Consider the following 26,599-nt stretch of genomic DNA (forward strand, 5'->3'; position numbering starts at 1 on the left):
CCTCGACCCCCGCCTCCTGCGCGCCTTCCTCACCGTCGCCGACGAGCTCCACTTCACGCGCGCGGCGGCCCGGCTGTACGTCGCCCAGCAGGCGCTCAGCCGTGATGTGCGGCGGCTGGAGCGGGAGTGGGGTGCCGAGCTGTTCGTGCGCACCACCCGGCAGGTGACACTGACCGCCGACGGCGAGCGGCTGGTGCCGTACGCCCGCCGCGCCCTGGACGCCCAGGACGAGCTGCTCGCCGCGTTCGCGCAGGCCCGCCCCCTGCTCGTGGACCTGAACTTCCCCGACCAGGCCACCGCCCGCGCCGTCCTGCTGCGGGCCCGGGAACTGGCCCCCGACCAGGAGCTGATGGCCCGCTACGAGAGCGGGCTGACGGGCGCGGCGGCGGAGCTGCTCGCCGGTCGCCTCGACGCCTCGTTCGGCCGGTTCGCCGGTCTGGACCCGGCGCTGCGGGCGGGCCTGGACCACCAGCCCGTGCGCTACGAGCCCATGGCCCTCGTCCTGCCCGAGGACCACCGGCTGGCCCCCCTGGAGCGGGTGCCGCTCGCCGCGCTGGAGGGCGAGACCGTGTACGCGGGGGCCGGAAATCCGCGAACTCCGGAATGGACCGATCTCGCTCGTCGGCTGTTCGAAGGACGGGGCATCCGGATCGCCCCGCCGATGCCGCTCGCGGTCGGCGACGAGGAGTTCCAGCGGCTCATGGCGAAGATCCGCAACCCGGTTCTCGTGGTCCTGGATTTTCCGGCCATGCCCGCCACGGTGCTGCGTCCGCTGGTCGAGCCGGTGCCGCTGTCGCCCGTGTCGTTGGTGTGGCGCAGGGGTCTGGTGCACCCCGCCTTCGACGCCCTCCGTCGTGCCGCGATCGAACTGTCCGTCGAACACGGTTGGCTCAGCAGACCGTCGGATGGATGGATTCCAGCCATCGATGAGGCCGATATGAACATCCACAAATGACACGTGGCAAACATGGATCCTCCGTGTGCGCTACATTCGTGGCCTGAGCACGGTGTGGTAAGGGGGGCGCTCGGACCGGGTGGGGGCCCGGTTCAGCCGACGTGTGCTCAAGGTCGAAAGCGCGCCCAGATCAGCCCGTGGGGGATGTGCGTGCGCGTGAAAAACTGGCGAGAAGACGCCCAACCGGAATGGCCCGAGGTCGCATCAGGCACCCAGGACATCCCGACGACGGGGGGCGCCACCCAGACGTTCCCGGAAACCGGAGGGTTTGCCTCGACCGGCTCGGCAAGATCGGAAGGATCGACCGGGTCGACCGACTCGACCTACTCGAAGGGATCGACCGGTTCAGCCGGAGTGCCGGCCGCCGGCCTCTTCGGCTCGGTCGGGACCGAGGGCCCCGAACCGACGGCCGACCGCTCCGGGACACCGGCGGGACCGGACGGAGACCGGGACTTCCCCGGGGCCCCGAGAGCGGACCACACCGGGGACGAACCGGAACCCGCGGGCCGCAGAGTCGTCGTACGCGATCCCTGGGACGAGTCCGGCGTCGGTGCCGGCGGCTCCCACGATCCGCACGAGGTGACCGTCCAGCTCGACGCGATCAGCCTGAACGGCCAGGACCGTATCGAGGGCCGCTCCGGCGGCGACGGCGGAACCGAGGGCTCCGAGGGCCCGGTCTTCGTCGACGAGTCCGGCCGGCGCAGCCGACGCTTCCGCCGGATCGGCATGGCCGTCGGCCTGGCCTGCGCGGTCTACGCCGTCGTCATCGTCGTCACCCTGCTGTCCGGCAACTCCAACGCGCCCTGGATCCCGATGAACGGCCCCAAGGACGACGCCCCGGCCGGCAAGGTCGACACCAGCCCGATGCCGGCCGAGTCCACCGAACCCTCGGCCGACGCGGGAGTCGTCCCGGGAACCACCCCGACGGTCAGCGGCGGGATGACACCGGCTCCCGGAGTCAGCGGCACCGCCCCCGGGGCCACGGTGAGCCCGGGCGGACCGGGGGCGTCCGCCGACGCGCCGGCCACGGCCACCCGGCCGGGCGGCAACCCGTCGGCCAGCGCCGACCCGTCGACACAGCCGACGCAGTCGGTCACCCCGCCGCCCAGCCCCTCGGTCACTCCGCCCGTCACCACCAGCCCCGACCCCTCGGTCGCCCCGACCCAGACCACGGGCGGTGACAGCGCCGGGCCCGGCACGGTCGCCGACGGCCCGGCCGACCCCTCGCCCATCGCGTCGGAGACGTCCCCGACATCGGCACCCGGCACCTCCGCTCCCGTACCTTCGGGCGCCCCGCTCACCTCCCCGTCCCCGGAGTACATCCTCTGATGGCATCCCGCACCCGCCGCCCGGGGGCCGCACCAGGAGCCCCCGACGGCTCCAGGCGCCGTCGCCTGCCCATGCGCCTGCTGCTGCCCGTGCTCGTCCTCGTCGCCCTCATGGCGATGCTGATGCTGCGCGGCTACGTCCACAGCGAGATCCTCGCCGACCACCGCATCCAGCCCGAGGCCTCCTCCGACAAGGTGCCGGAGAAGATCATCGACGGGGGCCCGGTGATCGACACCCGCAGCGGCAAGGCCACCAGCCTCAAGATGCCCGACCACCGGCTCGTCCTCACCTTCGACGACGGCCCCGACCCGACCTGGACCCCCAGGGTCCTGGACGTCCTGAAGAAGCACCACGCGCACGCCGTCTTCTTCGTCACCGGCACCATGGCCTCCCGCTACCCGGACCTCGTCAGGCGCATGGTCGACGAGGGCCACGAGGTCGGGCTGCACACCTTCAACCACCCCGACCTGTCCTTCCAGTCGAAGAAGCGCATCGACTGGGAGCTCTCCCAGAACCAGCTCGCGCTCGCCGGCGCGGCCGGCATCCGCACCTCGCTGTTCCGGCCGCCGTACTCCTCCTTCGCCGACGCCATGGACAACAAGTCCTGGCCGGTCACCGAGTACATCGGCACCCGCGGCTACATCACCGTCGTCAACAACACCGACAGCGAGGACTGGCGCAAGCCCGGAGTCCGGAAGATCATCAGCAACGCCACGCCGAAGAACGGCAAGGGCGCGATCGTGCTGATGCACGACTCCGGCGGCGACCGCCACCAGACGGTCCAGGCGCTCGACCGGTTCCTGCCCGACATGAAGGACAAGGGCTACGAGTTCGACAACCTCACCGAGGCCCTCGACGCGCCCACCGCGCACACCGCGGTCGCCGGACCCGAACTGTGGAAGGGCAAGGCGTGGATCTTCCTGGTCCAGGCTTCCGAGCACATCACCGACTTCCTCGTCGTCGGGCTGTCGATCATCGGCTCCCTGGTCATCGGCCGCTTCGTCCTCATGCTGCTGCTCTCGGGCATCCACGCCCGCCGGGTGCGCCGCAAGGACTTCCGCTGGGGCGAGCCGGTCACCGAGCCGGTGTCGGTGCTGGTCCCGGCGTACAACGAGGCCAAGTGCATCGAGAACACCGTCCGTTCCCTGATGGCGAGCGAGCACCCCATCGAGGTGCTCGTCATCGACGACGGCTCCAGCGACGGCACCGCCCGGATCGTCGAGGCGATGGGCCTGCCGAACGTCCGGGTCGTGCGCCAGCTCAACGCGGGCAAGCCGGCCGCCCTCAACCGCGGTCTGGCGAACGCCCGGCACGACATCATCGTGATGATGGACGGCGACACCGTCTTCGAACCGTCCACGGTCCGCGAGCTGGTCCAGCCCTTCGGCGACCCGCGCGTGGGAGCCGTCGCCGGCAACGCCAAGGTCGGCAACCGCGACTCGCTGATCGGCGCCTGGCAGCACATCGAGTACGTGATGGGCTTCAACCTCGACCGCCGGATGTACGACGTCCTGCGCTGCATGCCGACGATCCCGGGCGCGGTCGGAGCCTTCCGCCGCTCCGCCCTGGAACGCGTCGGCGGCATGAGCGACGACACGCTCGCCGAGGACACCGACATCACCATGGCCATGCACCGGGACGGCTGGCGCGTGGTCTACGCCGAGAAGGCGCGCGCCTGGACGGAGGCACCGGAGTCCGTCCAGCAGCTCTGGTCCCAGCGCTACCGGTGGTCGTACGGCACCATGCAGGCCATCTGGAAGCACCGGCGCGCGCTGGTGGAGCGGGGCCCGTCGGGCCGCTTCGGCCGCGTGGGTCTCCCGCTGGTCTCGCTGTTCATGGTCGTGGCCCCCCTGCTGGCCCCCCTGATCGACGTGTTCCTGCTCTACGGCGTCGTGTTCGGCCCGACCGGGAAGACGATCCTGGCCTGGCTGGGCGTCCTCGCCATCCAGGCGGTCTGCGCCGCCTACGCGTTCCGCCTCGACCGGGAACGCATGACCCACCTGATCTCGCTGCCCTTGCAGCAGATCCTCTACCGCCAGCTCATGTACGTCGTACTGCTCCAGTCCTGGATCACGGCCCTCACCGGGGGCCGCCTGCGCTGGCAGAAGCTGCGCCGCACGGGAGTCGTCGAGGCACCGGGCGGACCGGTGCCGAGGCCACGGGCGAGCAGTGAGAGCGACGAGCGGAGGCCGGTCGGATGACCCAGGAGTACACGGCGGGACTTGCTGTTCCGGCGCCCGAGGCGGATGCGAGGAAGCCCGGCCGGGACCGGTACCTGGACCTCCTCCGCTCCCTCGCCCTGGTCCGGGTGGTCCTGTACCACCTCTTCGGCTGGGCCTGGCTGACCGTGCTGTTCCCGTCGATGGGCGTGATGTTCGCGCTGGCGGGCTCGCTCATGGCGCGGTCGCTGAACCGCCCCGCCCTGAGCGTGGTCAAGGGCAGGATCCGCCGACTCCTGCCTCCCCTCTGGGCGTTCGGCGCGGTGGTGCTGCCGCTGATGTTCCTGGGCGGCTGGAAGCTCTCGGAGGACCCGGACCACAGCGGCACCTGGGGCCTGCTGGAGCTGGTCAACTACGTCGTCCCGATCGGGGCGCCGCCGTACCCCTGGGAGGTCGGCTTCCCGAACGACCTGCTGGAGAGCACGTGGGCGGACCAGGCGGTGGGCCCGCTGTGGTACCTCCGCGCGTACCTGTGGTTCGTGCTGGCGTCCCCGCTGCTCCTGTGGGCGTTCCGCAGGGTGCCGTGGGCGACGCTGCTGGCCCCGCTGGCGCTGACGGCCGTCGTGGGCACGGGACTGGTGACCATCCCCGGTGAACTGGGCAACGCGGTCACCGACTTCGCGGTCTACGGCAGTTGCTGGGTCCTCGGTTTCGCGCACCACGAGGGAGTGCTGGCGAAGGTCCCGCGCTATCTCGCGGTCTCCGGTTCGTTCCTGGTGATGTCCTTCGGCCTGTGGTGGGCGTCGGGCCACCTCGGCCCCGAGGGCTGGGACCTGAACGACATCCCCCTCGCCCAGGCGGCCTGGTCCTTCGGTTTCGTGGTGATCCTCCTCCAGTACTCCCCGTCCTGGCAGGAACTCCCGGGCCGCCTGGCCCGCTGGGACAGACTGGTCACCCTCTCCAACAACCGTGCCGTCACGATCTACCTCTGGCACAACCTGCTCATCATGGCCACGGTCCCGATCATCGACCTGGCCTACCGCCTGCCCTTCATGCAGAGCGACCGCGCGGTGGCCGCGCTCGACTCGACGGACACGCTGTGGATGTTCTTCCTGGTGTGGCCCCTGATCGGCCTCGCGATCCTGGCGTTCGGGTGGATCGAGGATCTGGCGGCGAGGAGGAGGCCGCGGGTGTGGCCGAACGGGGCCAAGCGGGGGAGGCCGACGGCGCGGGCGGCCCACGGGGCCTGACGGCTCACGGGCGCACCCTTGAAGGACGAGGAGCTGGAGGACGCGGCGGTCGCGAGTGTGCGCGATCTCCACGACCGGGGGATGCCGCGGGACGTCGTCGACGTGTACGCGGCCTGCCGCCACTACTCCGTGATCGAGCTGGAGCAACTGGGGGCGCGCGGCGAGGGCGACTTCGACCTCGCCGAACTGCGTGACCGCCTGGAGGGCGTCGTCTGGGTCGGTGACGAGGAGTTCGCCGCCCTCGGGCTCGGTCCCGGCGAGATCGCCGAGCTGCGGCGCTGGGCCCTGGACTGGGAGTCCGATCTCGGGCTGCGGATCCTTGAGGACTACGAGAACTCCCAGGACGACGAGTACTGACGCGGAGGTCTTCGTAACACAAAGCCCCCACGACCTCTCATCCCGCCCGCCGCCGGGGTGAGAGCAAAGTTCCTTTCCGGTCACCCGGCGAAACACAGGCAGGAAACGCGCCCTCCCTACTTTCGGGATCAGCCAGTCGTAGCAGGACCTGAGCCCGTCGCACCGTGGAGGCGTCATGACAGCCCCTAGTACAGCCCCCGCACCCCCGAGCAGGGGCGGTCGCTGGATCCAGCAGTGGGATCCGGAGGACGAGACGTTCTGGAAGGAGACCGGAGAGAAGGTCGCCAAGCGGAACCTGCTCTTCTCCGTGCTCTCCGAGCACATCGGGTTCTCGGTCTGGACCCTGTGGTCCGTGCTGGTGCTCTTCATGGGCCCGGAGTACGGGCTGACCCCGGCCGACAAGTTCCTGCTCACGTCGATGGTCACGCTCGTCGGCGCCGTCGTCCGCGTCCCCTACACCTTCGCCGTCGCGATCTTCGGCGGGCGGAACTGGACGGTCATCTCGGCCAGCCTGCTCCTCGTCCCCACCATCGCCGCGTTCACCGTGATGGAGCCGGGTACCTCGTTCAGCACCTTCCTCCTGGTCGGTCTGCTGGCCGGTATCGGAGGCGGCAACTTCGCCTCGTCCATGACGAACATCAACGCCTTCTTCCCGCTCCGCAAGAAGGGGTGGGCCCTCGGGCTCAACGCCGGCGGCGGCAACATCGGCGTCCCAGTCATCCAGCTGGCCGCCCTCGCGATCATCGGCGCCAGCGGCGGACCCCGGGTGCTGCTCGGCATCTACATCCCGCTGATCCTGGTCGCCGCCGTCCTCGCCGCGCTCTTCATGGACAACATCGAGAACGTGAAGAACGACACCGGGGCCGCGAAGGACGCCGCGCGGGACGGCCACACCTGGATCATGTCCTTCCTCTACATCGGCACGTTCGGTTCGTTCATCGGCTACAGCTTCGCCTTCGGGCAGGTGCTGCAGAACCAGTTCGGCCGGACCCCGCTGGAGGCGGCCTACGTCACCTTCATCGGCCCGCTGCTCGGCTCGCTGATCCGCCCGGTGGGCGGCGCGCTGGCCGACAAGTACGGCGGCGCCAAGATCACGCTGTGGAACTACGTGGCGATGGCCGCCGCCACCGCCGTCCTCATCGCCGCCAGCATGGAGAAGTCGCTCGGACTGTTCACCGTGGCGTTCGTGGTCCTGTTCGTCCTCAGCGGCCTCGGCAACGGCTCCACGTTCAAGATGATCCCCGGCATCTTCCACGCCAAGGCCCTCGGCAAGGGGCTGGAGGGCGAAGCGGCCGCCGCCTACGGGCGTCGCCTCTCCGGTGCCTCCATGGGCCTGATCGGCGCGGTCGGCGCGCTCGGCGGTGTCGGCATCAACCTCGCCTTCCGCCAGTCCTTCCTCTCCTACGGCTCCGGGACCGGCGCGTTCGTCGCCTTCCTCGCCTTCTACGCGGCCTGCTTCGGGGTCACTTGGGCCGTATACCTTCGCCGTACGGCCGCCAAGGGGACGACCACGGCCGCCGCCGAGACGAAGCCGCAGCTCAGCTATGCCGAGGTGTGACGTAACACTGGCGACATGAACCGGAACCGAGCCTGTCACGAGCCGTTGACAGGCTCGGTCGGCATGTAGGGACGACCCACGTACGACCACGTACGACCCACGTACGACTGTGTACGACGACTCGAGTGCGGGACGAGAGCCATGTACGAGGAACAGCAGGCAGCAGAGCGACACGGCCCCCTCGCGGGGTTCACCGTGGGAGTCACGGCCGCGCGCCGGGCGGACGAACTCGGTGCGCTGCTCCAGCGCCGCGGGGCCGCGGTCCTGCACGCCCCGGCCCTGCGGATCGTGCCCCTCTCCGACGACAGCGAACTGCTGGCGGCGACGAAGGACCTGATCGACCAGGCGCCGGACGTGGTGGTGGCCACCACGGCCATCGGCTTCCGGGGGTGGGTCGAGGCCGCCGACGGATGGGGGCTGGGGGAGCCGCTGCTCGCCCGGCTGCGCGAGGTGGAGCTGCTCGCGCGCGGGCCGAAGGTCAAGGGGGCGGTGCGGGCCGCGGGGCTGACGGAGGACTGGTCGCCGTCGTCCGAGTCCATGGCCGAGGTGCTGGACCGGCTCCTGGAGGAAGGCGTCGAGGGGCGCCGGGTCGCCATCCAGCTCCACGGCGAGCCCTTGCCCGGGTTCGTGGAGGCGCTGCGGGCCGGGGGAGCGGAGGTCGTGGGGGTGCCGGTGTACCGGTGGATGCCGCCGGAGGACATCGGGCCGGTGGACCGGCTGCTGGACGCGGCGGTCTCGCGGGGCCTTGACGCGCTGACGTTCACGAGCGCGCCGGCCGCGGCCTCGCTGCTGTCCCGCGCCGAGGACCGGAGCCTGCTGCCGGAGCTGCTCGCCGCGCTCGACCACGATGTGCTGCCGGCGTGTGTCGGACCGGTGACGGCGTTGCCGTTGCAGGCGCGGGGGGTGGAGACGGTCTCGCCCGAGCGCTTCCGGCTCGGACCGCTCGTGCAGCTGCTCTGCCAGGAACTGCCCGCCCGGGCCCGGTCCTTGCCCATCGCCGGGCACCGGGTGGAGATCCGGGGGCACGCGGTGCTGGTCGACGGGGAGCTGCGGCCGGTGCCGCCCGCGGGGATGTCGTTGCTGAGGGCGCTGTCCCGGCGGCCCGGGTGGGTGGTGTCCCGGGCGGAGCTCCTGCGGGCGCTGCCGGGGGCGGGCCGTGACGAACACGCGGTGGAGACGGCGATGGCCCGCCTCCGCACGGCCCTCGGCGCCCCGAAGCTGATCCAGACGGTGGTGAAGCGGGGCTACCGCCTCGCCCTGGACCCGGCGGCGGACGCGAAGTACGCCGACTCCTAGTCAGACGGCCGCGAAGGACGTCGGTTCCTGGTCGGTGGGCTGCGAAGTACGTCGGCTGCTGGTCGGTGGGCTGCGAAGTACGTCGGCTGCTGGTCGGTGGGCTGCGAAGGACGTCGGCTGCTGGTCGGTGGGCTGCGAAGGACGTCGGCTGCTGGTCGGTGGGCTGCGAAGGACGTCGGCTCCTGGTCGGTCGGCCGCGAAGTACGCCGACTCCCGGTCAGTCGGCCGCGGGCGCACGGCTGCCGGTGGCTTTCACCAGCAGCCCCGTCGCCACCGTCAGCAACACCGCCCGCACCACGTTCCACGCCACCCACGGGTCCTCGAACTCCTCGCGCAGGGCGGCGGGGTCGCCGTCGCCCGCGAGCGCGTCGTTGAGGGGGATGTTGAAGGCGACCGTGACCAGGAAGGCCAGGGCGGAGGCCGCCAGGGCCGCCCACACCCACCTCCGGTGGCTCCCGCCCCGCGCCTGCCACGCCGCCACCGCCGTGAGCAGCGGGGCGCCCAGGAAGCTCAGGAAGAACACCGGGTTCTGGATGACCTCGTTGATGTCCCGCATCACCGTGACGTAGACCCGGTCGTCGCTGCGGGCCAGGGCCGGCATCACCGCGCACGCGAAGACGTAGAAGGCCCCGGCGATCAGGCCGGTGGCGACCGTGGCCGCGCCCAGGACGAGGCCGTTGCTCCTGCTGCTCTGTGTCATGCGGCCAGTCAAGGACTCCGTCCGCCGTGCCGACATGGCCGAGACGCGCCCCCGCATACGTGCGCGTCCAGACACCGCTCCCGGTACGGGGGGTTCCGGCGGCGGGGGCGGGAAGGCACTGTGGGAGGGAGCCCCGGAACAGCCCCGCACAGCCTTGAAGCACCTCACCGACCCCATCCGACCGGGGCACCCCTAGGCGGTGACAGGCACATGGCACTGGGTACGGCCACGGTCGCGTACGAGCTGCGGTTCGACGCCGGACGGATCTGTCTCGACCTCCTCGCGACCACCCACCCCGGGGAACGCCTCGACTCGACCGGGGTGCTCGGCGCCTGGATCGTCGGTTCGGGGCTGGTGCCGCGGGGGACGGACCTGACACACGCGGACCCCTCCTGGCTCGTGTCCTTCCGCGAACTGCGGGGACGGATCGGACAGTTGGTGCGGGGCGCCTCCCGGGACACCCCCGGACCCGGCTACGACCTCGCGCTCGCCCACGTCAACGAGGCCGCCCGTGCCGCACCGCCCGCCCCGCGCGCGGTACCGGGCGAGGACGGCTCGCTGGTGCGCGAGCTGGACGGTCCGCCCGACTGCGCGGCCCTGCTCGGGGCGATCGCCAGGGACGCCGTGGAACTGCTCACGGACCCCGTCGCGCGGGCGGCGATCAGAGAGTGCGAAGGGGACAACTGTCCCATCGTCTACCTCGACACGTCACGGGGGCGCAGGAGGCGCTGGTGCTCCAGTGAGGTCTGCGGGAACCGCGAAAGGGTGGCCCGGCATCGTCGGCGCGCGGCCCTCTCACGGACCTGACTGGTCGTTATGTCCCTTCTGTGGAGCGGCTGTCGAAGTGATTTCGATTACATGTCGTTTACCCGCTCAACCTCACGGGCCGTAGTCGTGATCTTGCCCGTGTGGCGGAAATGTAAAGATCGCGCGGCGGGAATGTGCGCGCATGTCCTGTCTCGTCACGTCACTCAGCAGAAAACTGTCGCCACCCTTTGAACATCCAACTCATCGCGTGCGTACCCGTAGTCGAGCGACCGACTGGGGGAACCCCCGGACATCGGAGGTGGGCGTGCGCAAGGATTCCGTCGTGGCCAATGAACGTGGATCGAGGGCCCGACATCGCATGTCCCAGCCCTCGGAACCTGATGAGGAGCTGATGCGTGCCCTGTACCGGGAGCACGCCGGACCTCTCCTTGCGTACGTCCTTCGTCTGGTCGCGGGTGACCGCCAGAGAGCCGAGGACGTGGTGCAGGAAACACTCATCCGTGCCTGGAAGAATGCCGGACAGCTCAATCGAGCGACCGGATCGGTACGCCCCTGGCTGGTGACGGTCGCCCGGCGCATCGTCATCGACGGCCACCGCAGCCGGCAGGCCCGGCCGCAGGAGGTCGATCCGTCGCCGCTGGAGGTCATCCCCGCGGAGGACGAGATCGACAAGGCGCTGTGGTTGATGACGCTGTCGGACGCGCTCGACGACCTGACCCCGGCCCACCGGGAGGTGCTCGTCGAGACGTACTTCAAGGGGCGTACCGTCAACGAGGCGGCCGAGACCCTGGGCATCCCCAGCGGAACCGTCCGCTCGCGGGTCTTCTACGCCCTGCGGTCGATGAAGCTCGCACTGGAGGAGCGGGGGGTGACAGCGTGATGGGTGTTTACGGGGGTAACCAGGGATTCGGCACAGGTGGTTCGGGTATGTCTGGCTCCATGATGGGATCTCCGGTGCCGAACGAGCACGAGACCGTCGGCGCCTACGCCCTCGGAATCCTCGACGACGCCGAGGCAACCGCCTTCGAGGCCCATCTCGCGACCTGCGAGTGGTGCGCGCAACAGCTCGACGAGCTCGCCGGCATGGAGCCGATGCTCGCCGCCCTCGCGGACCTGCCGGGCTCCGGCACCCCCGCGATCGGGGAGTCGCTGTCCGCCAAGCCCAGTCCGCGGATCGTGAACAAGCTCGTGGACGAGGTCGCCGAGCGCCGGGCGCAGAAGCGGCGCCGCAGCTTCTACATGGTCGCGGCCGCGGCCGCGCTGATCATCGGCGGCCCGTTCGTCGCGATGGCGGCGAGCGGCGGCGACTCGGACGGCGGGGCCAAGCAGGGCCAGGTCCTGGCGGCCACCCCCAAGGAACTCTTCGAGTCCATGCGCGACAAGGTGTCCGCCACCGACTCCACGACCGGCGTCAGCGCGACCGTCGCCATGCAGGAGAAGAACTGGGGCACCTCGCTGGGCCTGGAGCTCAAGGGGGTCAAGGGACCGCTCAAGTGCTCGCTGATCGCGGTCGGCACCAACGGTGAGCGCTGGACGGCGTCCACCTGGTCCGTCGGCAAGTGGGGCTACGGCATCCCGGACGGCAAGACCGAGGAGTCCAAGAAGCCGCTCTACATCGGCGGCGCGGTCGCTCCGGCCCAGAACGAGATCGATCACTTCGAGGTCGTGGACTCGGACGGCAACAAGCTCGTCCAGGTCGACGCGTAACTTCCCGCCGGGGCCCCCTTCGCGTACGGTTGACGGCTGCCCAGCACGTCAGAAGGGGGCCCGGTGGCCGCTCAGGCTCAACCAACCGCGGTCGGCTCGGTTCAGGACTCGGTTCGGGACCGTGAGATCAGCGTCGAACAGGAACATCTGGACCGGGTCTACCGGCGCCTCGAGGAGAAGATCCACGAGGCGGAGTTCCTGATGAACGACGCGGCCAAGCGTGGCCAGGTCGGCACGCCCGGCGCGCTCGCCGAGCGGGACGCCCAGGTCTTCCGGGCCGGCGTCCACCTCAACCGGCTCAACAACGAGTTCGAGGACTTCCTCTTCGGCCGCATCGACCTGCTCCCCGGCAAGGACGGCAAGAAGGGGCCCGACGGCGCCTACACCGCCGTCGAACCCGCCGAGGGCGCGGTCCGCGAGGACAACACCGCCGACATCGCGGAGACCCTGCACATCGGCCGGATCGGGGTCCTCGACTCCGATTACGCGCCGCTCGTCATCGACTGGCGCGCCCCGGCCGCCGCGCCCTTCTACAGGTCCACTCCGGTGGATCCCGGGCGTGTCGTACGACGCCGGGTCATCCGCTCCAAGGGCCGCAGGGTCCTCGGCGTCGAGGACGACCTCATGCGCCCCGAGCTCACGGCCTTCCTCGACGGCCACGAGCTGCCCGTCATCGGCGACGGCGCCCTCATGGCCGCGCTCGGCCAGGCCCGCAGCCACACCATGCGGGACATCGTCGCCTCCATCCAGGCCGAGCAGGACCTGGTCATCCGCGCCCCCGCCGCGTCCGTGACATACGTCGAGGGCGGGCCCGGCACCGGCAAGACCGCCGTGGCCCTGCACCGCGCGGCCTACCTGCTCTACCAGGACCGCCGCCGCTACTCCGGCGGCATCCTCATCGTCTCGCCCACCCCCCTGCTGGTCGCCTACACCGAGGGCGTCCTGCCCTCCCTCGGCGAGGAGGGCCAGGTCGCCATCCGGGCGATCGGCTCCCTGGTCGACGGCGTCGAGGCCACCCTGTACGACTCCCCGGCGGTGGCCCGCGCCAAGGGCTCGTACCGGATGCTCAAGGTGCTGCGGAAGGCGGCGCGGGGGGTCCTGGAGCTGGGCGCCGACGGTTCGGGCAGGGCCGCCCCGGGCCCCTCCGACTCCGGGCAGCTCTCCTTCGGGGACGCCGGTGACCTCGACGGCGGTGCCGGGGAAGGAAGCGGTGCCGGTACCGCCGTAGCACCTGAGGCCGGACCCCCCAACCGCCTGCGCGTCGTCGCCTTCGGGCGGAGGCTGGAGCTGGAGGCGGACGAGCTGGAACGTATCCGCCGCAACGCCCTCGGCGGCACCGCGCCCGTCAACCTGCTGCGGCCCCGGGCCCGCAAGCTGCTCCTGGACGCGCTGTGGGCGCGCTCCGGGGCGGGCAGCCGGCACACCGATCCGGAGCTGGCCGCCGAGCTGCGGTCCTCGTTCGACGAGGACATCACCGCCGAGGACAGCTTCATCGAGTTCCTCGACGCCTGGTGGCCCGAGCTCACCCCGAGGGCCGTCCTCGCCGCCATGGCCGACGAGCGGCGCCTGGGCCGCTGGGCCCGCCGCATCCTCAACCCCGGCGAAATCCGCCGGGTCGCCCGCTCGCTCCGGCGGGACGGCCTGACCGTGCACGACATCGCCATGCTCGACGAGCTCCAGGCCGTCCTCGGCGCCCCCGCCCGCCCGCGCAAGCGGCGCGAGCTGGACCCGCTCGACCAGCTCACCGGCCTGGAGGAGCTGATGCCGGTGCGCGAGGAGTCGCAGCGCGAGCGGGCCGAGCGGCTCGCCCAGGAGCGGGTCGAGTACGCCCACGTCATCGTCGACGAGGCCCAGGACCTCACGCCGATGCAGTGGCGCATGGTCGGCCGCCGCGGCCGGCACGCCACCTGGACGGTCGTCGGCGACCCCGCGCAGTCCTCCTGGTCCGACCCCGACGAGGCCGCCGAGGCCCGCGACGAGGCCCTCGGCACCCGGCCCCGCCGCCGCTTCCAGCTCACCGTCAACTACCGCAACCCCTCCGAGATCGCCGACCTCGCGGCCAAGGTGCTGGCCCTTGCCATGCCGGGCGCCGAGTCCCCGCGGGCCGTACGGTCCACCGGCGTCGAGCCCCGGTTCGTGACCACGAACCATGGACGCGGCACCGGCGTGCGCAGGTCGCTGGGCGAGACCGTCCGCGAGGAGGCGGCCCGGCTCCTCGGCCTCGTCGACGGCACCGTCGGTGTCGTGGTCGCCATGAACCGCCGAGAGGAGGCGGCCCGCTGGCTCACCGGACTCGGTGACCGGGTGGTGGCGCTCGGCAGTCTGGAGGCCAAGGGCCTGGAGTACGACGCCACCGTGGTCGTCTCCCCGGCCGAGATCGCCGACGAGTCGCCCGCCGGACTGCGGGTGCTCTACGTCGCCCTCACCCGGGCCACCCAGCAGCTCACGGTGGTCTCGGCGGAGCGCGACCAGCCGAACGCGGAAGGCGTGCCGGATCTGCTGAGAGATTGAACTCTCCGCACGGGAATGGTCTTTCGGGATCTGTTTGTTAGCCTGGATGTGACACCGGCCCGATCCAAGCCCCCGGGCCCAACCTTCGTCGCTACGAGCGACCACTTGCCGCGAGGCGAGCATGGCGGGTCGGTGTCACTGACCTGGTGAGAGGCCCACGTCCATGTGACGTGGGCCTCTTTCGTATGAACGCCCTCGTGAACAAAACGTCCGCAATCCGGGGCGGCTAACGCCTACTCATCAGTAGGTGCGACGATCGGACGGCATCAGCAGTACAGGTGAAAGCAGAGGAAGTCGGCCATGGCAACGGCGCCCAGCGTCTCCTACTCGATGACGGTCCGGCTGGAGGTGCCCGCGAGCGGAACCGCCGTCTCGCAGCTCACCACCGCCGTGGAGTCCTCCGGAGGCTCGGTGACCGGCCTCGACGTCACCGCGTCCGGCCACGAGAAGCTCCGGATCGACGTCACCATCGCGGCCAGCTCCACCAAGCACGCCGACGAGATCGTCGAGGAGCTGCGCGGCATCGAGGGCGTCACGCTCGGCAAGGTGTCCGACCGTACGTTCCTGATGCACCTCGGCGGCAAGATCGAGATGGCGTCGAAGCACCCCATCCGCAACCGCGACGACCTCTCCATGATCTACACCCCGGGCGTGGCCCGCGTGTGCATGGCGATCGCCGAGAACCCCGAGGACGCCCGCCGCCTCACCATCAAGCGCAATTCCGTTGCGGTCGTGACGGACGGCTCGGCCGTGCTGGGCCTGGGCAACATCGGCCCCAAGGCCGCCCTCCCGGTCATGGAGGGCAAGGCGGCCCTCTTCAAGCGGTTCGCCGGCATCGACGCCTGGCCGCTGTGCCTGGACACCCAGGACACGGACGCGATCGTCGAGATCGTCAAGGCGATCGCCCCCGGGTTCGCCGGCATCAACCTCGAGGACATCTCCGCGCCCCGCTGCTTCGAGATCGAGGCCCGGCTGCGCGAGGCCCTTGACATCCCCGTCTTCCACGACGACCAGCACGGCACCGCGATCGTCGTCCTCGCCGCCCTGACCAACGCACTGCGCGTCACCGGCAAGGCGATCGAGAACATCCGGGTCGTCATGTCCGGCGCCGGCGCGGCCGGTACGGCCATCCTCAAGCTGCTGATCGCGGCGGGCGTCAAGAACGCCGTCGTCGCCGACATCCACGGCGTCGTGCACGCCGGCCGCGAGGACCTCGTCGACGCGGCTCCCGGCTCGGCGCTGCGCTGGATCGCCGACAACACCAACCCCGAGAACCTGACGGGGACGCTGAAGGAGGCCGTCCGCGGCGCCGACGTCTTCATCGGCGTCTCGGCCCCGAACGTCCTCGACGGCGCCGATGTGGCCGCCATGGCCGAGGGCGCGATCGTGTTCGCGCTCGCGAATCCCGACCCCGAGGTCGACCCGGCGATCGCCCGGCAGACGGCGGCCGTCGTGGCCACCGGCCGCTCCGACTTCCCGAACCAGATCAACAACGTGCTGGTCTTCCCGGGCGTCTTCCGCGGCCTGCTGGACGCGCAGTCCCGCACGGTCAACACCGAGATGATGCTCGCGGCCGCGAAGGCCCTTGCGGACGTCGTCACCCAGGACGAGCTGAACCCGAACTACATCATCCCGAGCGTCTTCAACGACAAGGTCGCGGGCGCGGTGGCCGGGGCGGTGCGGGACGCGGCGAAGGCCGCGGGCGCGACGGCGTAGGGCCCCCGACCGGGCCTGGGGAGCCGCGTCTACAGTGGTAGTCGTATGTTTGTTCGGCTGTGAGGATTGCCACGGCGGTCCTCCGGCCCGGCGCGTCGCGAAACCGGGGGCTTCGCGCCACCCTCTAGGGTGGCGCCACGCCCAGGCCTCTGTTCGTGTGACCCCCTAGGGTGTTCATGCGAGTCCTACGGGTGCCGGATTGGCTTTCCCGCAGCAGGTAGGGGCAGGATGCGTCCCTGGGCGCGAGCGCATCGGCTTCGCTGTGCCTCGTGTGCGGCTCCGCCGCGTGGCACACCCCAACGGCAAGAAGAACACGGGAGTAACAACATGAACCGCAGTGAGCTGGTGGCCGCGCTGGCCGACCGCGCCGAGGTGACCCGCAAGGACGCCGACGCCGTTCTGGCCGCGTTCGCCGAGACCGTCGGCGAGATCGTCGCCAAGGGCGACGAGAAGGTCACCATCCCCGGCTTCCTGACCTTCGAGCGCACCCACCGTGCCGCTCGCACCGCGCGCAACCCGCAGACCGGTGACCCGATCCAGATCCCGGCCGGCTACAGCGTCAAGGTTTCGGCGGGCTCCAAGCTCAAGGAAGCCGCCAAGGGCAAGTAAGCGCTCCGCTTCGAGCGCCGGGTGACTGCGGGCCGTCCTTCGGCTGACGGGACCGCCGTGGCTGGTCGCGCAGTTCCCCGCGCCCCTTCGGGGGCGCACAGCACAACGCCGATGGGGCGGTCACCCGAGTCCGGGTGACCGCCCCATCGGCGTCCGTGCGACCGGTGTCAGCCGAGCGCCTTGCCCGGCAGTTCGACCTTTGCTCCGAGCTCCACGAGCTTGTCCATGAAGTTCTCGTAGCCGCGGTTGATGAGGTCGATGCCGTGGACCCGGGACGTGCCCTGGGCCGCGAGGGCCGCGATCAGGTACGAGAAGCCACCGCGGAGGTCGGGGATGACCAGGTCGGCGCCCTGGAGCTTGGTGGGGCCCGAGACGACCGCCGAGTGCAGGAAGTTGCGCTGGCCGAAGCGGCAGTCGGAGCCGCCCAGGCACTCGCGGTAGAGCTGGATGTGCGCGCCCATCTGGTTCAGCGCGGAGGTGAAGCCGAGGCGGGACTCGTAGACCGTCTCGTGGATGATCGACAGGCCGGTGGCCTGGGTGAGCGCGACGACCAGGGGCTGCTGCCAGTCCGTCTGGAAGCCCGGGTGCACGTCCGTTTCGAGCGCGATGGACTTCAACTGGCCGCCGGGGTGCCAGAACCGGATGCCCTCGTCGTCGATCTCGAAGGCACCGCCCACCTTCCGGTAGGTGTTCAGGAACGTCATCATCGAGCGCTGCTGGGCGCCGCGGACGTAGATGTTGCCCTCGGTCGCCAGCGCGGCGGACGCCCACGAGGCGGCCTCCAGGCGGTCCGGCAGGGCGCGGTGGTTGTAACCGCCGAGCCGGTCCACGCCCGTGACGCGGATGGTCCGGTCGGTGTCCATCGCGATGATGGCGCCCATCTTCTGCAGCACGCAGATGAGGTCCTCGATCTCCGGCTCCACCGCGGCGTTGGAGAGCTCGGTGACGCCCTCGGCGAGGACCGCCGTCAGCAGCACCTGCTCGGTCGCGCCGACGGACGGGTAGGGCAGCCGGATCTTCGTGCCGCGAAGGCGCCGCGGCGCCTCCAGGAACTGCCCGTCCGCGCGCTTCTCGATCGTCGCGCCGAACTGCCGCAGCACCTCGAAGTGGAAGTCGATGGGCCGGCCGCCGATGTCGCAGCCGCCGAGACCGGGGATGAAGGCGTGCCCGAGCCGGTGCAGCAGCGGGCCGCACAGCAGGATCGGGATACGGCTGGAACCCGCGTGGGCATCGATGTCAGCGACATTGGCGCTCTCGACGTGCGTCGGGTCCATCACCAGCTCGCCCGGTTCCTCACCCGGACGGACCGTCACGCCGTGCAGTTGCAGCAGCCCGCGTACGACACGCACGTCACGGATGTCCGGAACGTTGCGCAGTCGACTCGGCTCGCTGCCCAGCAGGGCGGCGACCATGGCCTTCGGTACGAGGTTCTTCGCACCGCGGACACGGATCTCGCCCTCCAGCGGGGTTCCGCCGTGGACAAGCAGTACGTCGTCAGAGCCGTTGACGGTCATGTATCTCGCGTTCCGATGAGTCGGGCAGGGGCCAGAAGGGACAAGGGTAATCGCCGCCCACCCCCCTTCTGTAAGCCCAAGTGCCGCTCAGTCACGTCATAGCTCTGTCACAACACGGCGTGCTAGCCGCCGGGCACATGGGGTCACCGGCGCCCGGCGTGCGCTCACGGCGCACCGGTGCGCTCTGAGCTGCATCCACCGTCGTCGGGGCATTGCCTCCCCACGCGGAGGGAAGATGCGGGATCATGTCTGGCATGACCGAGGTGTCCTCGCTCACAGGGCGGTTGCTCGTGGCAACGCCCGCCCTGGCGGACCCGAACTTCGACCGTGCGGTGGTGCTCCTTCTCGACCACGACGAGGAGGGCTCCCTCGGCGTCGTCCTCAACCGGCCCACCCCGGTGGACGTCGGCGACATCCTGGAGGGCTGGGCCGACCTCGCCGGCGAACCCGGAGTCGTCTTCCAGGGCGGCCCGGTCTCCCTGGACTCGGCCCTGGGGGTCGCCGTCATCCCCGGCGGCGGGGCCGTCGACGGGGCGCCGCTGGGCTGGCGCAGGGTGCACGGCGCGATCGGACTGGTCGACCTGGAGGCCCCGCCGGAGCTGCTCGCCTCGGCCCTCGGCAGCCTGCGCATCTTCGCCGGGTACGCCGGCTGGGGCCCCGGCCAACTGGAGGACGAGCTGGTGGAGGGCGCCTGGTACGTCGTCGAGTCGGAGCCCGGCGACGTCTCCTCCCCGGCCCCGGAGAGACTCTGGCGCGAGGTGCTGCGCCGCCAGCGCAACGAGCTGGCGATGGTGGCCACGTACCCGGACGACCCTTCGCTCAACTGATCCATGTGAGCTTCAGTACTCTTGGGCTTATGAGCACTCTCGAGCCCGAGCGCGGGACTGGTACGGGGACCCTCGTCGAGCCCACGCCGCAGACTTCCCACGGCGACGGCGACCACGAGCGCTTCGCCCACTACGTCCAGAAGGACAAGATCATGGCGAGCGCCCTCGACGGGACCCCCGTCGTGGCGCTGTGCGGCAAGGTGTGGGTACCCGGCCGCGATCCCAAGAAGTACCCCGTGTGTCCCATGTGCAAGGAGATCTACGAGTCCATGGGCTCCGGGGACGACGAGGGCAAGGGCGGCGACAAGTAGCCGTCCGGCCCGACTGAGCTTCACGAGGCCTCCGAGGCGTGTTCCGCACGCCTCGGAGGCCTTTCGCGTGTCACGAAGTGGTGGAGACCTCTTGTGGGCGTGTTCATGCAAGCCATAACCTCCGTTGCGTTGAGCGAAACCGTCATTGCACATGTTGCAACGCACGCTCGGAGGACCACTCCATGAAGCTCTCCCCCCACCTTCCCGCACTCCTCCTGACCGCCCTGGTCGTCACCGCCTGCGCGCCCCAGACCTCCTCCAACTCCGCCTCCGACAAGGACGAGAAGACCGGAACCCTGCGTGTCTGGCTCTTCCAGGAGGTCGGCAACAAGCCGAAGGAGAAGGTCGTCGACTCGGTCGTCACCGCCTTCGAGAAGGCCCACGAGGGCACGGAGGTCGACGTCGAGTACATCCCCGTCGAGACCCGCGCCCAGCGCGTCAAGGCCGCCTTCAACGACCCCTCCTCCGCGCCCGACGTGATGGAGTACGGCAACACCGACACCGCCGGCTACGTCAAGGACGGCGGACTCCTCGACGTCACCGGGGAGTTCGGCGACTGGAGCGAGGCGAAGGACACCGACCCCACGGCGAGGACCTCGGTCACCGTCGACGGGAAGGTGTATGGCTCGCCCTTCTACGTCGGCGTTCGCGCGCTGTACTACCGGACCGACGTCTTCGCGGAGCTCGGTCTGCAAGTCCCGAAGAACATGGCCGAGTTGGCCTCCACGGCCCGCAGGATCCGGGCCGCGAAGCCCGAGTTGTACGGCCTCGTCGTCGGCGGCGCCTACACCTACGGCGCGATGCCCTTCATCTGGGCGAACGGCGGCGAACTCGCCACCGGCAAGGGCGGCTCGTACGCCTCCGCGATCGACGGCGCGGCCGCGCGGAAGGGCATCAAGGAGTACACCTCGCTCTTCACCGACGACAACTGCCCCGCCGCCAAGTGCGCCGGCATGGGCGGCAACGACACCGTCACCGCGTTCGCGGCGGGCAAGGCGGGCATGGCGATCGGGGGTGACTTCAGCCATGCGGCGGTGGAGGCCGGCAAGGTCAAGGGCAAGTACGCCGTGGTGCCGTTGCCCGGGGTCACCGCCGGGTCGATCGCTCCCGCCTTCGCCGGCGGCAACAACATCGGGGTGCTGAAGAGCACCTCGCACCGCACGCTGGCCGTCCGGCTCATGGAGCAGCTCACGTCGAAGAGGACGCAGGCGGCGATGTTCGACGCGATGGGCTTCCTGCCGACGTTCGCGGACGTCCGGCAGCAGGCGGCGGCCGAACGGCCGTACGTGGAGCCGTTCGCGCGGACCCTCGCGGCCGGCACCAGATTCATGCCCGCGTCCCCCGGATGGTCGCGGATCGACTCCTCACTGGTGCTGCCGACGATGTTCCAGGAGGTCATCAGCGGCCGGAAGAGCGTGGCGGCGGCTTCGAAGGAAGCGGCGACGAAGATGGACGACGCGTTCTCCACCGCCGGGTGACCTCGGTGAACACCCGCGCCACCTGGACCCCGTGGCTCTATCTCGCCCCCGCCCTCGCCGTCCTCGGCGGCCTGCTCGTCTACCCCGTCTACCAACTCGGCCTGATCTCCCTCTTCGAGTACACCCAGGCCCAGGTCAGCGGCGGAGCGCCGACCGCCTTCCAGGGGTTCGGGAACTACTCGGCGCTGTTCTCCGACCCGGAGTTCTGGCAGGTGCTGCTGGCCACCGTGCTGTTCGCGGCGGCCTGTGTCGTCTCGACGCTCGCCGTCGGATGCGCGCTGGCGGTGCTCCTCACCCGCGTGCGTGCCCTGCCGCGGCTGGCGCTGATGCTGGCCGCGCTCGGGGCGTGGGCGACCCCCGCGGTGACCGGCTCCACGGTCTGGCTGTTCCTCTTCGACCCCGACTTCGGCCCGGTCAACCGGCTGCTGGGACTCGGCGACCACTCCTGGACGTACGGGCGGCTCAGCGCCTTCCTCCTCGTCCTGCTCGAAGTCGTCTGGTGCTCCTTCCCGTTCGTGATGGTCACCGTCTACGCCGGGATCCGGGCCGTCCCGGCCGAAGTGCTGGAGGCCGCCGCGCTGGACGGGGCCTCGCAGTGGCGGATCTGGCGGTCCGTGCTCGCGCCGATGCTGCGCCCGGTCCTGACCGTCGTCACCATCCAGTCGGTCATCTGGGACTTCAAGGTCTTCACGCAGATCTACGTCATGACGAACGGCGGCGGCATCGCGGGCCAGAACCTCGTCCTGAACGTCTACGCCTACCAGCAGGCGTTCGCCTCCTCGCAGTACAGCCTCGGCTCGGCGATCGGGGTCGTGATGCTGCTGATCCTGCTCGCCGTCACACTGGTGTACCTGCGGCTGCTCCACCGCCAGGGGGAGGAACTGTGAATCTTCCGCGTCCGGATCTTCTGCGGCGGCCCTGGCGCACGGCCGCCGAGGCCTCGGCGCTCCTCATCGCCGTCGTCGTCGCCTTCCCCCTCTACTGGATGGTCCTCGGCGCCTTCAGACCGGCCTCGGAGATCGAGTCGACCGAGCCCCGGCCCTGGACGCTCGCGCCCTCGCTGGATTCCTTCCGGCGCGTGTTCGGGCAGCAGGATTTCGGTCGGTATTTCGTCAACAGCCTGCTCGTCGCGTGCAGTGTCGTGATCGTCTCCGCGTTGATCGCGTTTCTCGCGGCGACCGCCGTGACGCGATTCCGCTTCCGCTTCCGGACCACCCTGCTGATCATGTTTCTGGTGGCCCAGATGGTGCCCGTGGAGGCCCTCACCATCCCCTTGTTCTTCCAGATGCGGGACTTCGGTCTGCTGAACACGCTGGGCTCGCTGGTGCTGCCCCACATCGCCTTCTCGCTGCCCTTCGCGATCTGGATGCTGAGAGGGTTCGTGAAGGCCGTACCGGAGACTCTGGAGGAGGCCGCCTGCATCGACGGGGCGAGCCGCGCGCGATTCCTGTGGCGGATTCTCTTCCCGCTCGTCCTCCCCGGCCTGGTGGCCACCAGCGTGTTCTCCTTCATCTCGGCCTGGAACGATTTCCTCTTCGCCAAGTCCTTCATCATCAGCGACACTTCGCAGTCGACACTGCCGATGGCCCTGCTGGTCTTCTACAAGCCGGACGAGCCCGACTGGGGCGGGGTGATGGCCGCGTCGACGGTGATGACCATTCCGGTGCTGGTGTTCTTCGTACTCGTACAGCGACGCCTGGTCTCGGGGCTGGGCGGAGCGGTCAAGGACTGACGTGACTTCATTGGCAGGACTGATTCCCGCGCCCCGCGCCGTCGAGGGGCCCACGGCGTGCGGCTTCGTGTTCGGACCGGAGACCGCCCTGTGGGGCGCGCCCGGCACCGGGAACACACAGCGGTGGCTGCGCTCCACCCTGGGTGCCGCCCTCGGCCTGCCGCTGCCGCCCGGACAGGAGGGCGCCGAGAACACGCTCACGCTGCGCCTCGACGACACCCTGGACCCGGAGGGCTACCGGCTGAAGGTCACCGCCGGGTGGGGCGTCGAGATCACGGGCGGCGGCCCGGCCGGGGTCTTCTGGGGCGCCCAGTCGCTCCGTCAGCTCCTCGGCCCCGACGCCTTCCGGCGCGCGCCCGTGGCACCCGGCCTCCAGTACGGCGTCCAGCACCAGACCGTCGAGGACGCCCCGCGCTTCCGCTGGCGCGGCCTCATGCTCGACGTGGCCCGGCACTTCATGCCCAAGGACGGGGTCCTGCGCTACCTCGACCTGATGGCCGCGCACAAACTCAACGTCTTCCACTTCCACCTGACGGACGACCAGGGCTGGCGGATCGAGATCGAGAGGTACCCCCGGCTCACCGAGGTGGGTTCATGGCGGGCGCGCACCAAATTCGGCCACCGGGCCTCACCGCTGTGGGAGGAGAAGCCGCACGGCGGTTTCTACACCCGGGACGACATCCGGGAGATCGTCGCCTACGCGGCCGAACGGCATATCACCGTCGTCCCCGAAATCGACGTGCCCGGACACTCGCAGGCCGCCATCGCCGCGTACCCGGAACTCGGCAACACCGATGTCATCGACACGTCCTCCCTCTCGGTCTGGGACAACTGGGGCATCTCCGCAAACGTACTCGCCCCCACTGACAACACCCTGCGCTTCTACGAGGGGGTGTTCGAGGAACTCCTGGAGCTGTTCCCCTCGGAGTTCATTCACGTCGGGGGTGACGAATGCCTCAAGGACCAGTGGAAGCAGTCGCCCACCGCCCAGGCCCGCATCAAGGAACTCGGCCTCGCCGACGAGGACGGGCTCCAGTCGTGGTTCATCGGCCACTTCGACCGGTGGCTGACCGCGCGCGGACGCCGGCTCATCGGCTGGGACGAGATCCTGGAGGGCGGTCTCGCCGAGGGAGCCGCCGTCTCCTCCTGGCGCGGCTACCAGGGTGGGATCGCGGCGGCACGATCCGGCCACGACGTCGTCATGTGCCCCGAGCAGCACGTGTACCTGGACTACCGCCAGGACGCCGGCGAGGACGAGCCGGTGCCGATCGCGTACGTCCGCACCCTGGAGGACGTCTACCGCTTCGAACCCGTTCCGCCGCAGCTCACCGCGGCGGAGGCCGCGCATGTGCTGGGCACGCAGGCCAACCTGTGGACCGAGGTGACGGAGGATCAAGGGCGCGTGGACTACCAGGCGTTCCCGCGGCTGGTGGCCTTCGCCGAGGTGGCCTGGAGCGCGCTGCCCGCCCCGGCGGAACGGGACTTCGCCGACTTCGAGCGGCGGATGACCGACCACTACGCGCTGCTCGACGCCCTGGGCGTCGGCTACCGGCCGCCCGCGGGACCGCTGCCGTGGCAGAAACGGCCCGGAGTGCTCGGCCGGCCCCTTGAGGGGACGCCCCCGAACAGGTAGGGGAAAAAGACCTCAAGAGTCACCGAAGAGTGTCAATCGTCATGTGCGGGTGATCCCGGACGAAAACGGACCATCTCCCTGATGGGGCGGGCGAATGCCGCCGGACGCCTCCTGGCGGACCCCTGTCCTCGGGTGTTGCGAAGATGTGCCAGAGTTGCCACGTCCGCCCTGTCAGCACGTACCGTACGGCAACAAGCAGGCAGGACCAGCAGGACCAGGTGGGGCAGCGGGAAGGGGCAGCCGGTTTGACCACGCACGCACCGCAGGCGGCGCAGGCCGTCACGCTGCCCACGACGCTGGACGAGGCCGTGGCGGCCCTCACCGCGATGCCCGCCGCCGTGCCCGTCGCCGGCGGCACCGACCTGATGGCCGCCGTCAACTCCGGGCAGCTCAGGCCCGCCGCCCTCGTGGGCCTCGGCCGGATCAGCGAGATCCGCGGCTGGCAGTACCAGGACGGGCACGCCCTGCTCGGCGCCGGACTCACGCACGCGCGCATGGGCCGCCCCGACTTCGCCGCCCTCATCCCCGCGCTGGCCGCCGCAGCCCGCGCCGCCGGCCCGCCGCAGATCCGCAACGCCGGCACCCTGGGCGGCAACATCGCCTCGGCGGCCCCCACGGGCGACGCGCTGCCCGTCCTCGCCGCCCTCGAGGCCACGCTGATCATCGCGGGCCCCGAGGGAGCCCGCCGGGAGATGCCGGTCTCGCACCTGCTGGCCGGCATGGAGATGCTGCGCGCGGGCGAACTCATCGGCTACGTGCGCGTGCCGCTGCTGCACGCCCCGCAGGTCTTCCTCAAGGTCACCGGACGTACCGGACCGGGCCGCGCGATGGCCTCCGTCGCGCTGGTCCTCGACCCGGCCCGGCGCGGGGTCAGGTGCGCCGTCGGCGCCATAGCGCCGATGCCGCTGCGGCCCCTGGACGCCGAGCAGTGGGTCGCCCGGCTCATCGACTGGGACAACAACCGCGCGATCGTCCCGGAGGCCCTGGAGGCCTTCGGCGAGTACGTCGCCGCGGCCTGCATCCCGGACCCGGCACCGGCCCCGGACGGCTCCGTGCCGCAGCATCCGCCCGCGGTACTGCACCTGCGGCGCACCGTCGCCGCGCTGGCCCGACGAGCACTGGGGAGGGCACTGTCGTGACCGACGACCAGCACGGAGAGGGCACGCCCCGCGCCGCCGGCCGCTGGGACCCGCTGCCCCAGGGCGACTACGACGACGGCGCGACCGCCTTCGTGAAGCTCCCCGAGGGGGGTATCGACGCCCTCCTGGCCTCCGCCGACAGCCCGCTTGCCGCGCCCGGCCACGGCTATGTGCCGCCGCAGATAACGGCCGCGCAGGGCGACGGGACCGACCCGGGCGCCTGGACCGCGCCGGCCGAGGGCGCGCAGTGGCCCGACCCGAGCACCCTGCCGCAGGGCCAGACCGGGCAGTTCACGTACAACCCGGCGGCCACCCAGCAGTGGCAGGTCGAGGACACCGCGGCCGCGCCCGCGCCGGGCCACGACGTCACCGGCCAGTGGTCGATCCCCGTCGCAGGCGGCGAGCTCCCGGACGAATCGGGCGAGTTCACCACGTCGTCCCTGGTCGAGCAGTGGGGCGGCACCCCTCCGGCGACCCTGCCGGGCGGCGCGGCGGCGCCCTGGGCGACCCAGCCGGCCCAGCCGTGGGGGGACCAGCCCCAGGGCGGCCCCGGCGCCGGACCCGAGCACGGCGGACCGGCCGGGGAACGGCACGCGCACGTGCCGCACGGCGACGGTCCCGGGAGCGGGTTCGACGACGGGCGCGGTGGCTTCGGCGACGGTCACAGCGGTGGCTTCGGTGACGATCACGGCGGCGGGTTCGACGAGGGCCGCGGGGGCGGGTTCGACGACGCGCACGGCGGGACGGCCGGCGAAGAGCACGCCGGTCCGGCCGGCGACGGCCACGCGCACGTGCCCGGCGGTGAGGCACCGGGCGGCGAGTCCGACGACCCGCACGGCACCGCAGGTCCGGCCGGCGACGCGCGCATGCCGTCCGCCGCGCACCCGGGAGGCCATGCGGTCGCCGACGCCCCCCAGCACCCCGAGTCGGGCGAAGCCCCCCACGAGGCGGCCCAGGACTCCGCGCACACCGACGTTCACGGCACCGGCCTCGCCGACCCGCACGGCACGGCCCGTCCCCGCCGTCCGCGGCGTCCACGGGACGCTCCTC

The 26,599-nt window shown here is 70.9% G+C and carries 22 protein-coding genes and 1 pseudogene; 21 read left to right on the top strand and 2 right to left on the bottom strand.

From position 1 onward, the window contains the following. The 7 genes from AOJ26_RS02085 to AOJ26_RS02115 form a co-directional block, all read left to right on the top strand. A partial coding sequence (locus AOJ26_RS02085; protein ID WP_053846418.1) for a LysR family transcriptional regulator occupies positions 1–955 on the top strand: 955 nt, incomplete at its 5' end. 354 nt (positions 956–1,309) lie between these two features. Further along, a complete protein-coding gene (locus tag AOJ26_RS02090; RefSeq protein WP_234358406.1) occupies positions 1,310–2,284 on the top strand; it encodes a hypothetical protein in 975 nt (324 codons plus the stop codon). Further along, complete coding sequence (locus AOJ26_RS02095) at positions 2,284–4,485, top strand: glycosyltransferase (protein ID WP_053846419.1); 2,202 nt, start codon at positions 2,284–2,286, stop codon at positions 4,483–4,485. The genes AOJ26_RS02090 and AOJ26_RS02095 overlap by 1 nt, the downstream gene beginning before the upstream one ends. After that, entirely contained in the window at positions 4,482–5,693 is a 1,212-nt protein-coding gene (locus AOJ26_RS02100) for an acyltransferase family protein (protein ID WP_053846420.1), read from the top strand. Before AOJ26_RS02095 ends, AOJ26_RS02100 begins: the two co-directional genes overlap by 4 nt. A gap of 18 nt (positions 5,694–5,711) precedes the next feature. After that, positions 5,712–6,050 carry a hypothetical protein gene (locus AOJ26_RS02105; protein ID WP_234358407.1) on the top strand — a complete coding sequence of 113 codons (339 nt, stop codon included), beginning with the start codon at positions 5,712–5,714 and terminating at the stop codon, positions 6,048–6,050. Between the two features lie 175 nt (positions 6,051–6,225). Next, complete coding sequence (locus AOJ26_RS02110) at positions 6,226–7,608, top strand: nitrate/nitrite transporter (RefSeq protein ID WP_053846421.1); 1,383 nt, start codon at positions 6,226–6,228, stop codon at positions 7,606–7,608. Between the two features lie 141 nt (positions 7,609–7,749). After that, positions 7,750–8,904: a uroporphyrinogen-III synthase gene (locus tag AOJ26_RS02115; protein WP_053846422.1), complete on the top strand. Its 1,155-nt coding sequence runs from the start codon at positions 7,750–7,752 to the stop codon at positions 8,902–8,904. Positions 8,905–9,121: 217 nt separating this feature from the next. Here the strand turns inward: AOJ26_RS02115 and AOJ26_RS02120 are convergent, their stop codons facing one another. Further along, positions 9,122–9,604: a DUF1772 domain-containing protein gene (locus AOJ26_RS02120; RefSeq protein ID WP_053846423.1), complete on the bottom strand. Its 483-nt coding sequence runs from the start codon at positions 9,602–9,604 to the stop codon at positions 9,122–9,124. Between the two features lie 210 nt (positions 9,605–9,814). Here AOJ26_RS02120 and AOJ26_RS02125 point away from each other — a divergent pair, with 210 nt between their 5' ends. The 6 genes from AOJ26_RS02125 to AOJ26_RS02150 all read left to right on the top strand — a co-directional run bounded on the left by AOJ26_RS02125 (position 9,815) and on the right by AOJ26_RS02150 (position 16,915). Beyond that, entirely contained in the window at positions 9,815–10,411 is a 597-nt protein-coding gene (locus tag AOJ26_RS02125; RefSeq protein ID WP_053846424.1) for a CGNR zinc finger domain-containing protein, read from the top strand. A 319-nt stretch (positions 10,412–10,730) separates the two neighbouring features. After that, complete coding sequence (locus AOJ26_RS02130) at positions 10,731–11,252, top strand: sigma-70 family RNA polymerase sigma factor (protein WP_010039908.1); 522 nt, start codon at positions 10,731–10,733, stop codon at positions 11,250–11,252. Positions 11,253–11,299: 47 nt separating this feature from the next. Next, positions 11,300–12,079: an anti-sigma factor family protein gene (locus tag AOJ26_RS02135; protein ID WP_078959705.1), complete on the top strand. Its 780-nt coding sequence runs from the start codon at positions 11,300–11,302 to the stop codon at positions 12,077–12,079. A gap of 63 nt (positions 12,080–12,142) precedes the next feature. Continuing rightward, on the top strand, positions 12,143–14,590 hold the full coding sequence (locus AOJ26_RS02140; RefSeq protein ID WP_053846426.1) for a HelD family protein: 2,448 nt from the start codon (positions 12,143–12,145) through the stop codon (positions 14,588–14,590). A gap of 300 nt (positions 14,591–14,890) precedes the next feature. Then, positions 14,891–16,306: an NAD-dependent malic enzyme gene (locus AOJ26_RS02145; RefSeq protein ID WP_053846427.1), complete on the top strand. Its 1,416-nt coding sequence runs from the start codon at positions 14,891–14,893 to the stop codon at positions 16,304–16,306. Positions 16,307–16,633: 327 nt separating this feature from the next. Continuing rightward, positions 16,634–16,915 carry an HU family DNA-binding protein gene (locus AOJ26_RS02150; protein WP_007382399.1) on the top strand — a complete coding sequence of 94 codons (282 nt, stop codon included), beginning with the start codon at positions 16,634–16,636 and terminating at the stop codon, positions 16,913–16,915. Positions 16,916–17,082: 167 nt separating this feature from the next. Here AOJ26_RS02150 and murA read toward each other — a convergent pair whose 3' ends face one another. Next, positions 17,083–18,429 carry a UDP-N-acetylglucosamine 1-carboxyvinyltransferase gene (gene murA, locus AOJ26_RS02155; protein ID WP_053846428.1) on the bottom strand — a complete coding sequence of 449 codons (1,347 nt, stop codon included), beginning with the start codon at positions 18,427–18,429 and terminating at the stop codon, positions 17,083–17,085. A gap of 254 nt (positions 18,430–18,683) precedes the next feature. On the opposite strand from murA, the gene AOJ26_RS02160 reads away from it, so the two are divergent. The 8 genes and pseudogenes from AOJ26_RS02160 to AOJ26_RS44075 all read left to right on the top strand — a co-directional run. Then, entirely contained in the window at positions 18,684–19,256 is a 573-nt protein-coding gene (locus tag AOJ26_RS02160) for a YqgE/AlgH family protein (RefSeq protein WP_020139023.1), read from the top strand. Between the two features lie 29 nt (positions 19,257–19,285). Further along, a complete protein-coding gene (locus AOJ26_RS02165) occupies positions 19,286–19,567 on the top strand; it encodes a DUF3039 domain-containing protein (protein ID WP_053846429.1) in 282 nt (93 codons plus the stop codon). Between the two features lie 182 nt (positions 19,568–19,749). Continuing rightward, entirely contained in the window at positions 19,750–21,045 is a 1,296-nt protein-coding gene (locus tag AOJ26_RS02170; RefSeq protein ID WP_053846430.1) for an extracellular solute-binding protein, read from the top strand. Continuing rightward, positions 21,042–21,932, top strand: a complete 891-nt coding sequence (locus AOJ26_RS02175) for a carbohydrate ABC transporter permease (protein ID WP_053846431.1) — start codon at positions 21,042–21,044, stop codon at positions 21,930–21,932. The genes AOJ26_RS02170 and AOJ26_RS02175 overlap by 4 nt, the downstream gene beginning before the upstream one ends. Then, complete coding sequence (locus AOJ26_RS02180) at positions 21,929–22,777, top strand: carbohydrate ABC transporter permease (protein ID WP_053846432.1); 849 nt, start codon at positions 21,929–21,931, stop codon at positions 22,775–22,777. The genes AOJ26_RS02175 and AOJ26_RS02180 overlap by 4 nt, the downstream gene beginning before the upstream one ends. A 1-nt stretch (position 22,778) precedes the next feature. Next, positions 22,779–24,410 carry a beta-N-acetylhexosaminidase gene (locus tag AOJ26_RS02185; RefSeq protein ID WP_053846433.1) on the top strand — a complete coding sequence of 544 codons (1,632 nt, stop codon included), beginning with the start codon at positions 22,779–22,781 and terminating at the stop codon, positions 24,408–24,410. Positions 24,411–24,655: 245 nt separating this feature from the next. After that, entirely contained in the window at positions 24,656–25,549 is an 894-nt protein-coding gene (locus AOJ26_RS02190) for an FAD binding domain-containing protein (protein WP_053846434.1), read from the top strand. Then, positions 25,546–26,599: pseudogene (locus AOJ26_RS44075) on the top strand (hypothetical protein); the annotation flags it as partial. The gene AOJ26_RS02190 and the pseudogene AOJ26_RS44075, both read left to right, overlap by 4 nt.

This window comes from Streptomyces sp. NRRL B-24085 (assembly GCF_001282115.1).
GTDB lineage: Bacteria > Actinomycetota > Actinomycetes > Streptomycetales > Streptomycetaceae > Streptomyces.